The 12,797-nt window shown below is 46.1% G+C and carries 11 protein-coding genes; 10 read left to right on the top strand and 1 reads right to left on the bottom strand.

Annotated features, from left to right (window positions below; translation table 11 throughout):
• Window positions 1-129: 129 nt before the first annotated feature.
• The 7 genes from LCM10_RS13180 to LCM10_RS13150 all read left to right on the top strand — a co-directional run bounded on the left by LCM10_RS13180 (window position 130) and on the right by LCM10_RS13150 (window position 9,636).
• A complete protein-coding gene (locus LCM10_RS13180; protein WP_224876731.1) occupies window positions 130-1,224 on the top strand; it encodes a carbohydrate kinase in 1,095 nt (364 codons plus the stop codon).
• Between the two features lie 37 nt (window positions 1,225-1,261).
• The gene (locus LCM10_RS13175; protein WP_224876730.1) at window positions 1,262-2,197 is read left to right on the top strand and encodes a pseudouridine-5'-phosphate glycosidase; all 936 of its coding nucleotides are present in this window, start codon (window positions 1,262-1,264) and stop codon (window positions 2,195-2,197) included.
• A 171-nt stretch (window positions 2,198-2,368) separates the two neighbouring features.
• A complete protein-coding gene (locus LCM10_RS13170; RefSeq protein ID WP_224876729.1) occupies window positions 2,369-4,810 on the top strand; it encodes a PAS domain S-box protein in 2,442 nt (813 codons plus the stop codon).
• 304 nt (window positions 4,811-5,114) lie between these two features.
• Window positions 5,115-6,431, top strand: a complete 1,317-nt coding sequence (locus LCM10_RS13165; protein WP_224876728.1) for an FAD-dependent oxidoreductase — start codon at window positions 5,115-5,117, stop codon at window positions 6,429-6,431.
• Entirely contained in the window at window positions 6,428-7,417 is a 990-nt protein-coding gene (locus LCM10_RS13160; protein WP_224876727.1) for a class I SAM-dependent methyltransferase, read from the top strand. Before LCM10_RS13165 ends, LCM10_RS13160 begins: the two co-directional genes overlap by 4 nt.
• A 324-nt stretch (window positions 7,418-7,741) precedes the next feature.
• Complete coding sequence (locus LCM10_RS13155) at window positions 7,742-9,043, top strand: lysine N(6)-hydroxylase/L-ornithine N(5)-oxygenase family protein (RefSeq protein ID WP_224876976.1); 1,302 nt, start codon at window positions 7,742-7,744, stop codon at window positions 9,041-9,043.
• A gap of 77 nt (window positions 9,044-9,120) precedes the next feature.
• Window positions 9,121-9,636 carry a type 1 glutamine amidotransferase domain-containing protein gene (locus tag LCM10_RS13150; RefSeq protein ID WP_224876726.1) on the top strand — a complete coding sequence of 172 codons (516 nt, stop codon included), beginning with the start codon at window positions 9,121-9,123 and terminating at the stop codon, window positions 9,634-9,636.
• 900 nt (window positions 9,637-10,536) lie between these two features.
• On the opposite strand, the gene LCM10_RS13145 is transcribed toward LCM10_RS13150, so the two are convergent.
• Window positions 10,537-10,758: a DUF1128 domain-containing protein gene (locus LCM10_RS13145; RefSeq protein WP_224876725.1), complete on the bottom strand. Its 222-nt coding sequence runs from the start codon at window positions 10,756-10,758 to the stop codon at window positions 10,537-10,539.
• A gap of 180 nt (window positions 10,759-10,938) precedes the next feature.
• Between LCM10_RS13145 and LCM10_RS13140 the strand changes: the two genes are divergently transcribed.
• From LCM10_RS13140 to LCM10_RS13130, 3 genes are read left to right on the top strand one after another with little or no spacing between them, the layout of a single operon-like run.
• Window positions 10,939-11,406, top strand: coding sequence for a low molecular weight protein-tyrosine-phosphatase (locus LCM10_RS13140; protein ID WP_224876724.1), 468 nt, complete (start codon window positions 10,939-10,941; stop codon window positions 11,404-11,406).
• Between the two features lie 12 nt (window positions 11,407-11,418).
• Entirely contained in the window at window positions 11,419-11,835 is a 417-nt protein-coding gene (locus tag LCM10_RS13135; RefSeq protein WP_224876723.1) for a YtxH domain-containing protein, read from the top strand.
• Window positions 11,836-11,880: 45 nt separating this feature from the next.
• Window positions 11,881-12,723 (top strand): YihY/virulence factor BrkB family protein, encoded by an 843-nt coding sequence (locus LCM10_RS13130; protein ID WP_224876722.1) that lies wholly within the window; start codon window positions 11,881-11,883, stop codon window positions 12,721-12,723.
• Window positions 12,724-12,797: the final 74 nt, after the last annotated feature.

Raw genomic sequence — 12,797 nt, 5'->3', positions numbered from 1 at the left:
CCTGTCGGGCGGCTGCCTGTCAGGATGTTTTAATTTTTCTACTTTCCGATTCAATCTTGTACTTGTCCGGAATATCACAAAAGTTTAGAATATTAACAAAAGTTATTTTTTTCATGGGAGTGGGAGACAGTGAATGAGAAGGAAAAGCTCTTGTTGTCTTTGATTGAAGGAAATCCGTTCATGAGTCAGCAGGAGCTGTCTGAGATGAGCGGGTTGTCACGCTCGGCCGTTGCCGGTTACATATCCAACCTGGTCAAGGAAGGGAAGATCCTTGGCAGGGCCTATGTACTTCCAGGAAAAAAGGGGGTCACATGTATTGGGGGGGCAAATATCGATCGTAAGCTTCAGCTTCAGGGGGAAATGCTCCTCGAAACATCCAACCCGGCACAGACGAGTCAAGCGAGCGGCGGTGTCGCCCGGAATATTGCGGAAAATCTCGGTAGGCTGGGTCTGAATTCCTGTCTGCTAACAGTAGTGGGGGATGACGTTGAAGGGAACTGGATCATGGATCAGACTAAGAATCATGTCGACGTGTCCGCCTCCATCAGTTTGTACCAAAAGACGACCGGAACATATTCCGCCGTTCTGAACAATCAAGGTGACTTGATGTTTGCGATCGCTGATATGGAATTATATGAAAGCGTTGACATTGGCTTCATCGAGAAAAAATGGGGGTCCATCGCTTCTTCTGAAATGGTGGTCCTGGACACAAATTTCTCTGAAGAAGTGTTAGCCTACATCATCAGGCGCTGTCAATCGGAAGGAATTCCGCTTACCATCGTCCCGGTGTCCGCTCCAAAAATAAAGAAACTGCCATCATCCTTGGAAGGTGTGACTTGGTTCATATGCAACAAAGGGGAGGCGGAGGCCTACCTTGATATAAAGATCGACACCGAGGGGGACTTCTTTAAAGCCGCAAAATTAATTACGCAGAAAGGTGCGGAACGAGTCGTCATCACAAGAGGGGACCAGGGATTGGTCTACTATACGATATTCAAAGAAGCCAGTGCCATCGTTCCACCGAAAGTGAAGGTGGTCGATGTGACGGGTGCAGGTGACGCGCTTGTGTCAGGCATCATTTATGGATATATAAAGGGTTCCGATACTGACGGAGCGTGCAGGATCGGTGTCACATGTTCATCTCTGACGCTGCAGTCCGCACATACCGTAAGTCCATCCCTGACAAAGTGCAGGCTGCAACAGCAATTCAGTCGTTATTATTAGTCTAAGGGAAGAAATAGCTTGAAAAGGGGGAGAAGGAATGATGGATCTTTCAAGATATATGGAGTACTCAGAAGAAGTCCGACAGGCGAAGGAGAACGGCCAAGCAATCGTTGCTCTTGAGTCAACGATCATTTCTCACGGCATGCCCTATCCGCAAAATGTGCAGACTGCACGGGAAGTGGAAGATATCATCCGTGACGGGGGAGCGGTACCCGCAACGATCGCCATCCTGAATGGGAAGATAAAGATTGGCTTATCCCAAGAAGAGCTGGAATATCTGGGGCAGACAGGCGAAGTGATCAAGGCGAGCAGGCGCGATATCCCTTACATTCTGTCTTCACGAAAGGACGGGGCGACAACTGTCGCGGCAACGATGATCCTGTCTGAGATTGCAGGGATCGAGGTGTTCGTGACAGGGGGGATCGGTGGTGTTCACAGGGGAGCGGAAAAGACGATGGATATCTCGGCCGATCTTGAAGAACTTTCTCGTACGAATGTCGCGGTCGTCTGTGCCGGTGCAAAGTCGATATTGGATATCGGCCTGACCCTTGAATACCTTGAAACGAAGGGGGTACCTGTCCTAGGCTATCAAACAGAGACTCTTCCAGCCTTTTACACTAGAAGCAGTCCATATCATGTGAATGCCCGGATTGAGTCCTGTGAAGAGTTGGCATCACTTTTAAGGGCAAAATGGGATCTTGGTCTGGACGGAGGTGTGGTCATCGCCAATCCGATTCAAGAAAAGGATGCGATGGATGAACGCGAAATGACAAGGATCATAGAGTCGGCTCTTCGTGAAGCGGAAGAAAAGAATATCACCGGTAAGGAAGTGACCCCATTTTTACTGGGAAAAGTGAAAGAATTGACAAATGGAAAGAGTCTGACAGCCAATATTGCTCTTGTAAAGAATAACGCAGTGGTAGGAGCAGCGCTGGCATCCTGTTATCAATCGCTGAAACGGACGCACGTATAGACGATGAACCTGGGCCATGGCGGCTCAGTTTTTTTTGCGTTGAGACTGGATTTGAGGCTTGCGGACCGCTATAAGTGGGGTCTTCCCATATGAAGCACGAAGACTGGCATTTATATGAAGGGGAAGGTAGGGTAAAATGGTAGTAAATCATGTTATGAAAAGGGAGATACCATGGCTGAAATAAGACCAATGAATGCAATCAGCATTCATTCTATTCCTGTGCCTGCCGCATTATGGGATGTTGAAAATAGCAGAGTATCCGAAGCGAATACCGATTGGGAGGAAATGTCCGTTAAGGACTGCTTCAATATTAAGAGGCTGCTGGATACAGATGGGGACCAGTTTGTTTTTGAGAATCGTGGATATTCGCTCAGAAGGAATATCGTTGAGGATGGCATGGAACTCTTGATGCTTCTTCCAGGTGAAGTAGGGCAGATTGAGAAGGAAACCGACCGGAAAGAAAGCTCCTTCTCTGAAATTTATCAATCACTGATCCGTAATACCCCGACATGTGTGTGCGTCATTAATAAAAATGGTGTGCTGACGGAAATGAATGATTCATTCAAGAAGCTGTTCGAGCTTACCGATGATTCCATTGGAGAATCACTTTGCCAGCAATCGACCTTTAAGAACCCCGAATTCGTTAACCTTGTCATTAAAGGGATCAAGGGGGAAAATGCCAAAAATGAAGAAGTCACATTTACAACGGGAAGTGGGATGTGCACCTGCAACATCACCATTTCGCCAGTGGATTATTCGCAACGTGGGACTGTCGACCATGTCGGTATCATCCTGCATGATATCTCGGAAAAAAAGGATTACGAGAACAGTCTGATCTCGTTGAAGGTTGAACTTGAAAATACATTGAGGCTTCAGAAGACGATCACCTATACAATCAAAAAGGAAAACAATGATTTTGTGATTGAAATGGCCGCAGGGGAACTGCTCAACAAATTGGAAATATCACCTTCAAAGGTAATCGGCAAAACGATTCAGGAAGTTTTCGACTCGTATCATCTCGGAAAGATTCAGCCAAAACTTCAACAGATATGGGAAACAGGCCAGGAACTGACGTATGAAGATGAATACAAAGGGTTGGAATACATCTCTTCAATCGTACCTGTGATGAAACAAGGAAAAGTGACCAAAATCATTTGTTCAATCGCCGATATATCAATGATCAAAGATATCCAGCGGAAATTGGAGGAGACTCAGCAAAAATATAGATCGATTGTCGAATACAGCCCGGATAATATTTATATGCTGGACACAGAAGGGATCATCCAAGAAGTGAACCCGGCTGCAGAGGGACAGTGGACGGTCCGATCACCGGAATTGATCGGGAGACACTACAGTGAGTTCATTTCTGAGGATAAGAAGGGAGAAACATCCAAGCATTTCAATACTGCCTTACAGGGGGAAGCGACCAGATATCTCTCTACACTCATAAATAAGGAAGGAAAGAAAAGCCATATAAGCGTGACGAATATCCCGATCCGGGTCAAGGATAAGGTCATCGGAATATATGGAATCGGCCAGGATATCACCGAAAGAATCAAGATGGAAGATGAATTGAAGGAAGCGAAGGAGCTTCTCGAAGCCTACTTCGAACATGCCGGGGATGGGATTGCCCTTCTCGACCCTGTCGGCAATATCCTCAAAGTCAATCAGCATTTCGAGTTGATGTTTGGATGGAAGGAAATCGAGATAGCCGGGAAAGCGATCACGATTCTTCATAAAGAAGAACAAGTATCTCAATTCAAGCAAAACCTAAAGGACGTCAAAGAGGGAAAAAGGATCAAAGACTTTGAAACCGTCCGATACCGGAAGGATGGTTCGCCGATTGAAATTGTGTTCAACCTCAATCCAATCTTGAATGATTCGGGTGAGTTGATTGGGATTTCAGCCATCATCCGCGACCTTTCCGAAAAGAAACGGAATGAAGATCTGCTGGAGAAATCTGAACAGCTTGCGATGATTGGACAGCTTGCTGCAGGAGTAGCGCATGAAATCCGGAATCCACTGACAACAATCAAAGGGTTCCTGCAGCTAATGAAGGAAAGTACGGAAGATGATTTCTACTTGAAGGTCATCCAGGGTGAACTCGATCGCATCGAAATCATCACCAATGAATTCCTTGCTCTCGCAAAACCACGTGCCGTGCAATTTTCATTAACATCCCTAACCAGCCTCCTCACGAGCTCAGTCGAGTTCATCAAGATGGAATGCTTGAAGCAGGGGGTCGATGTACGCTTTTCGGTTGAGGAAGCAGAAATTCATTGCGATTCCCATCAAATCAAACAGGTTGTGCTCAATGTAATGAAGAACGCACTGGAAGCGATGCCTGATGGGGGACTCATGAACGTGCAGCTCCAAAAGGAACAAGACTATGCAAAAATATCAATCCAGGATAACGGAGCCGGGATCCCGCCCGAACGATTGAAACACTTGGGAGAACCATTTTACAGCACAAAGGAAAGAGGGACAGGACTGGGTCTGATGATTTGCCAGAAGATCATCAAAGAACATAATGGATCGATTTCCATTCAAAGCAATGTGAATGAGGGAACAACGGTCGCTATCCTGCTACCGATTGCAGGGAATGAGGAATGATCATCAATTAGCTTCAAAGCAGTGTGTTATCACCGCTTTGAAGCTTTTTTGTGCTTATAAACTGAGTGTACGCTTCGATCTGAAACGACATGACGGGTAATGACCTTGACGATTATTGCGGAGGGGAATACCGACAAATCCTGCATGGGAAATGCCATGAGTGTTATATTTTCCGGGAAATAGAGTCTTCTACAAATTTCATCGATATGTAGTGATTTGTCTGATTTTCGCCTGTATTCCTTGCACATCAGCAAGTTTCAACATCCTTTATTGAGGATAAATAAAGGGAAAGAGGTGAATCGACATGAAGACATGCGTATTTATCAGTGGAGGGGGAATAGGGGGACTGACGCTTGGTTTGAAATTGGCTCGATGCGGAATCGATGTGACCATTGCTGAAAGGCTTACTGGCCCGAGCCCTGTATACAAGGGCGAATTGCTTCAGCCGAAAAGCCTTGAGATCCTGGATTCACTTGGGGTGATTGGCCCCGTCATGGAAGAAGGCCATAAAATCACAGACCTGGAGCTTACGGAATTAAAGAATCTGAAGGCCAAACCGGAACATTCAACCATGAGCTATTCCATCCTTCCTAGCGATTACCCTTTTTCACTGATGATCCACCACGAAACCCTTAAAGGGATCTTGTTAAATGAAGCACAAAGTTATTCTACCTTTCATTATCATTCCCAAACAATGTGCAAAGGCATAAAGGGGAAGACCGTGATCCTTCAAGACAGGAAAACGAAAGAGATGAACGAACTGCTATGCGATTTCATTATCGGTGCGGAAGGGAGGAGCTCGGTCACCCGTGACCATATGGGCGTTTCGGTCAAGGAAAAGAAGTATAACCATCACTTCCTCACTGTCACATTCCCCCGACCGGATCAACTGGTGAAGGGGAAGATCATTTCTACATATCAATCGTTCCTGGGATTGTTCCCATTGAAGAATGAAGAGGTACGATCCGTTTATCTCATTCCGGCAGGGGAATATCAATCACTCAGGAAGAAACCGATTTCCGAATTCCATCAATTGTATATCACGATGTGTCCTGAACTGGAAGGATACGTGAACCAATTGAAGGATTGGAAACAGATTCAGCTGATGGTGCCGGTTAAATACCACAGTGAAACATATGTGAAAGATCACCTCGCCCTGATCGGGGATGCTGCACATACGGTACACCCGATGGCGGGGGAAGGGATGAACATGGCCATCCAGGATGGTGATGTGCTCGGTGAACTGCTATGCGATATGTACAAATGGGATAAGCTTCATCCGTCCAACCTTGAATGGTATCCGAAGGTGCGGAGGAAGAGAGTATCCCACCAAATGCACCTAAGCCATTTATCCGCACTTGCCTATTCGTATCCATACAGGCCGATCGGGTGGCTCAGGAAGAAGAGCTTGCAGAGGATGGAGAGGGACATGGTCTCCCATTACAAGCAGATGCTGAATATATCGGGTCTCGGTTTATGGAGGGAGAACCTCCATGACCGGATGATCCAGGGAGGGCTCCTCCCGATCCGTAAGGGGACCATCACAAGTGAAGAGAAAGACGTCTCAACATTTACAAGAATGCAAGATTATCCTTGGAAGGAAACGGAGGCACTACGATGATTGCAGAAATGGCAAAGGTATGGAGGGCAAGGACCTGGATGAAGAAGAATGTCCCTTTTTTATATAGCTGGCATGCCTATGTCGGATATGAGCTTGAGCTCTTCGAAAGCTTCAAGAAACCGGCGTCAATACAGGAAGTTGCGTTGTCAAGGAACATCGAGATGGATCTACTCGAGCAGTGGGTGGAGGTCGGTATTACGCTAAAGCACTTGAAACGGGCTTCAAAGGATCGGATCAGGGTGAAAAACGGCTGGAAGCTTCCATCTTCAAAAACTGAAGCATTCTCATCTGGTGTGCTACTGAAGGAAATGATGGAGCTCCACATCCCGGCGTTGCTTTCGTATCCATCCTTATTGAGAAATCACACAAAGCAGAGCTTCAATTCCGAGCTACATGGTTCAACCGTAGCGAAAACGTCGATTTTACTTGAGCGTTTCGCCTTTCCAAAGCTTCAAAAGGTCATGAAAAAATACAAGGTCGATTCTGTCTTGGATCTCGGATGCGGTGAAGGGGGCTATCTAAGGAGGCTGGCCGATCGATATCCCAAAAAGAGGATGGTGGGAATCGAAATCCATGAAGCGGTCGCAAAGGAAGCGCAGGAAGCGTTGAAACCTTATGACAATATTGAAATCAAAAATCGTGATCTCCACGGATACGACCCTGAGTTCACATTCCATTTGATCATGGCAAACAACCTTTTCCACTATATCGATCCATCAGAACGACTGGCTTTCTTTAAAAAGGCATCACAGTGGCTGGGGGATAAAGGGGTATTCTTCGTCCTGACACCCATGCAGAAATCAAAGCACGGTAAGCAGTTTTCCAGCGCATTCAACAGTTTCTTCATGACCTTCGAGAACCTTTATCCAATCCCATCACAAAAGGAAATGGAGACATTGGCGAAGAAGACAGGCTTTAAAGTCGTATCCATCGATCCGATCGTCAAAGAAGGCGGTTGGTATGCACTTTGCTTCAAGAAGAAATAAGAAGTGGGGCTGATTCTTGTCAGTTTCATTTGAGAGTTACCTATTGCCGTCCGTTCACTGAGGCAATGGGTACTTTTAGTTGTATGGTTTATGAAAAATTTGGGACAGGTCAACGTGTTGGTTGATGTGGAAACGAAGGCTCAGCTTGGAGATGCCAAAATGTTTCTGTGAGCATTACCCATTGCCTGCGGAAAGTGGAGAATCGCACCGATTCCAGCAGCGATGTTGAACAAACCTAGCTTTTTAAAATAGTTTCCCAAAAACAAGGTAAACCTAATGACAGACATCCTGTGAATGGAGGTAAGACTGTTGAAGAATGAAGGAATGTACGACTGTATCGGAATTGGGATTGGTCCATATAATTTGAGCCTGGCTGCGCTAATGGATGAAAGGACGGACTTGAAGGTCAGGTTCTTCGATAAGACTCCTGAGTTTCAGTGGCATCCAGGCATGCTCATCGATTTGACCGACCTGCAGGTACCATTCATCGCCGACCTGGTCACGTTTGCCAATCCGCAAAGCAGGTACAGTTATTTAAATTACTTACATAATCATAATCGGCTATATAAGTTTTTCTTTTTCCACAAATTCGAAATGCCGAGGCAGGAGTACAATGATTACGCCCGATGGGTCGTGAAACAGCTTCCACACTGTCAATTCCACAGTGAAGTGGTCGGGGTGAAGGACAATGGTGATCATTATGAAGTCGAGGTCTATAACCGGAGGACTGATGAACGGGAAGTATATCAAGCGAAGCATGTGGTGATGGGGACGGGAAGCAAGCCGCTCATCCCGGATGACATGGGTGGCCATCCGTCAGAAGACGTCCATCATACGAGCCGCTATCTGTTTCATAAGGAAACGACGATGGACAGTCCATCGATTACGATTATCGGGTCTGGTCAGAGTGCCGCTGAAGTCTTCTATGATCTATTGAAAGAACAGAAGGAACATCCGTACAAGCTATCTTGGCTCACGAGGTCGGAAGGGATCCTTCAGCTCGAGTCATCAAAGCTCGGGCAGGAATTCTTCGCCCCGGATTATGTGGACTACTTTCACAGCCTTTCGTTTGAAAAGAGACTGAAGGCGTTGGATACGCTGGATCAGCTCAGGAACGGGATCGATATGGACACGCTGAATAATATTTATAACATCCTCTATAACCACTCCGTCAGCGAGAGTGCCCCTGACATTGTGATCCAGCCTTTGACAGAGGTCAATCAGATTTCCAAGCAAGGAGACCACTATGCCCTGAGCTGTCACCAGTGGCAGGAGGAGAAGGACTTCACGTATACGTCGGGTAAGATCATTTTGGCGACGGGGTATGTACCGAATATCCCCCCGTGGTTCCATGATGCGTTCGGAGACCGGATTGTGTGGGAGGACGAGAAGAGGTTCAAGGTGACACGTGATTATAAGCTTGTGTTCAAAGATGAAGAAGACCGTGACCACCATTTCTACACGGTGACGAACCTCGAACACTCCCACGGTGCAGGGGCGACGAATCTTGGGCTCGCGGTCGATCGCAATATCGCGATCATCAATGATATTTGCGGCGAGGAAGTATACAAGGTTCAGCGTCATACAATATTCTCCCAATTTTCCATGGATGAATATCCATCATGACGTTTTATTTCTTCGTGATGGGGTACATTGAATATGTGTGAAAAATCATAATCCAACGTTTAGGAGTGTTTACGTTTATGGCTAAAGTAGCATGCTTATTGACAGACATGTTTGAAGATGTTGAATTTACGGATCCAGAGAAAGCATTGAAGGAAGCCGGACACGAGGTCATCACCATTGAAAAGGAAAAAGGGAAATCAGTCAAAGGGAAGCAGGGCGACGCAACGGTTTCAATCGATGAAAGCATCGATAGCGTGAAGCCTGAAGAATTCGATGCCCTACTGCTGCCTGGAGGATTCTCCCCCGACCAACTCCGTGTGGATGACCGTTTCGTGAAGTTCACGAAACACTTCATGGATGAAAAGAAACCGGTCTTCGCCATCTGCCACGGCCCTCAGCTCCTGATCACGGCAAAGGCACTCGAAGGCAGACATGCAACAGGCTTCAAGTCCATCAAGGTGGATATGGAATATGCAGGCGCAACATATGAAGACAAGGAAGTCGTCGTATGCGGAAACCAGCTCGTAACAAGCAGGACACCCGATGACATCCCGGCGTTCAATCGTGAATCACTGGCACTGCTTTCTAAATAATGATTTGAACAAGGACATCCCTTATTGGGGTGTCTTTTTTACTGTGCTTTTCGGATAGGGGAAGTGGCTGCTTTGTGTACTGGACGGTCGGGTGGTATGGAGTCGGTTTAGTGTGTGGCTGTTAGTGAGGGGAGTTGATGAGTTTTGATCGTAAATGATTCAATTTGGGGACCATTTTTAATCGTGATAATATCAACTGGGGAAAAGATTCTGGAATATGTTCAATTGTTGTGAGGATTTTTGATACGTGATTTCTGGAGATGAGGGATATGCTCCAGTTTATGGATTTGTGCGCCGATTTTGGAAAACACGCGCCGTTTTGTGGATTAATGCGCCAATTTCGGAAAATACGCGCCGTTTTGTGGATTAATGCGCCAATTTCGGAAAATACGCGCCATTTTGTGGATTAATGCGCCAACTTCGGAAAACACGCGCCGTTTTGTGGGTTTGTGCGCCAATTTCGGAAAACACGCGCCATTTTGTGGGTTTGTGCGCCAATTTCGGAAAATACGTGCCGTTTTGTGGATTAATGCGCCAATTTCGTGAAATACGCGCCATTTTGTGGATTAATGCGCCAATTTCGGAAAACACGTGCCGTTTTGTGGATTAATGCGCCAATTTCGTGAAATACGCGCCATTTTGTGGATTAATGCGCCAACTTCGGAAAACACGCGTCGTTTTGTGGATTTGTGCGCCAATTTCGGAAAATACGTGCCGTTTTGTGGATTAATGCGCCAATTTCGTGAAATACGCGCCATTTCGTGGATTCATGTTCCATTCTCGAAAAATATGCTCCTTCAAACATGATCCTCATCAACTGCAACATACTCAACATCTAAAGCAAAACACTAAACCAAACAAGAAAACTCCCCGGGAAACGAACCCGGGGAGTCACAAACATTATTTACGTAAAGCACCCAGCTCTTCAATGATCGCCGTCATTTCACTCGGGCTGAAGCGTTCTTTTTTCTCAACCATGAGATAGAGATCGTGAAGGTCTTCGTACATTTCTTCGTTGAAATGTTCAGGTTTGATGGCGCCAGCGTTGACGACCTTCAGTTTATCCTTGATTGCGGTGATCATGTATTCAATATTTTCTACCGTGTTTTGTGTTAAGTCCATTCTTGTTCTTCCCTTCTCGCCGAGTTTGATTTGTATTCATCTTTCCATGATTCGCTTCTGCTGTCAACATGGAGGCTGATTTTCAGGGTGCCGGAAGAAGGATTTTTTCCTTATAATGTTTTACACTATAAGGAAATGGGGAATTGATAGATATCTAATAGAAAGTCAGGGGAAGCTAGAATGATTAATGTGTTATTTGTTTGTTTGGGGAACATTTGTCGGTCGCCGATGGCGGAGGCAATCTTTAAGGAAAAGGTCAGGGGTGAAGGGCTAGAGGCGAAGTTCCTCGTCGATTCAGCCGGCACAGGTGGTTGGCATGTCGGTAAGCCGCCTCATGAAGGAACTTTGGACATCCTTAGAGAAAACAATATAAAGGGCGATGGGTTGACTGCCCGTCAGTTCAGCCCGGATGACAATCGTTTCGATTACATAGTGGCAATGGACCGTTCCAATGCATCTGACATCAAGGAGGTCTTGCGGGAAGAGTTCCATGGGAATGTGTTCAGGCTCCTTGACCTTGTGGATGAAAGCACGTTATCGGATGTGCCGGATCCCTATTATACCGGTAACTTCCAGGAAGTGTATGATCTGATCGAGCAGGGATGCAGCCAATTATTATCAAAAATAAAAAAAGAACATCGACTATAGGAGGGAAATGACATGGGAAAAAGTAAATTTTTTAAAGGGGTACTGTATGGAGCCGTCGCAGGGGGATTGCTGACGCTTTTGGACAAATCGACACGTGATGAAGTGGGCACCACATTAAAGAACAGTGGGGATACGATCACGAAGTATTCAAAAAACCCGAAGCTCCTCGCTGACACGTCTAAAGACGTTTATGAGAAGCTGAGAACGACGGCGGACCAGGTCAGCAAGGATATCCAATTCATTACGGAAAAGGTAAATATAATCAAGGGCATGACGCCACAAGTCAAGGAGATGATCGAGGAGACGAAGGAGACGTTCGAAGACTCTTCTGAGGCCTATAAGGAGACATTCACCGAGCATCCGCCGAATGAACTGACGACTGGTGAGGAGGACAGCCAGCCTGTCGCTTCATCATTTAAAGGGTACTGAACACCGTATACCGCACATAAGTATGTCTAAAAAAGGGGTGAGGGGATGTCTGACGGAATGACCCGTAAAGGGTGGAAGAAAAAGTCGAAGAATCTATTTGCCAAGATCAGCACGAATGATATTACGGGTCTTGCCGCGCAAATTGCTTATTACTTCTTGTTATCATTATTTCCATTACTCATTTTTATCGTGACGCTACTTCCTTATCTTCCGGTTGAGCAAGGGGATCTCCTGGGTGTCATCAGGGATTTTGCACCCGGTGAGACGATGACCATGATTGAAGAGACGTTGAACGATGTCATGTCGGATCGTAATTCCGGGCTGTTGTCCATTTCGATCATTGCTACCATCTGGTCGGCATCTAACGGGATGAACGCAATCGTGAAAAGCTTGAACCGCGCTTATGAAGTCGAAGAAACGAGGTCGTTCATCATCACCCGTCTCATGTCGATCGTCCTGACCCTCGGGATGATTGTTGTATTCGTGGTGGCTCTCCTGTTACCCGTATTCGGAAAACAGATCGGCCTGTTCCTCTTTTCACAATTCGGTTTCTCCGAGCAATTCCTGACAGTCTGGAACGGAATACGCTGGGCGATTTCGCCACTGATCCTGTTCATCGTTTTCGTCGGTTTATATTACACGGCACCGAGTAAGAAAATTACGTGTTTGAGTGCCATTCCAGGAGCCATCTTTGCAACGGTCGGGTGGGTGCTGGTTTCGCTGGCCTTCTCATTTTATGTCGGCAATTTCGGTAATTATTCCGCTACCTATGGAAGCATCGGAGGTATTATCGTGTTGATGATCTGGTTCTATCTGACCGGCATCATCATCATGGTCGGAGGAGAAATCAATGCAATGAAGACAGAGAAGGATCATAAAGCATGCTGATAGAATTGGAAGGAAGATTCCTTATTGGGGGATCTTTCTTTTTTTGGAGTAAAGGACTGGGTTAAGTATAATAA

The organism is Rossellomorea aquimaris (assembly GCF_020171925.1).
GTDB lineage: Bacteria > Bacillota > Bacilli > Bacillales > Bacillaceae_B > Rossellomorea > Rossellomorea aquimaris_F.
This window is presented reverse-complemented; position numbering and strand designations above follow the sequence as displayed.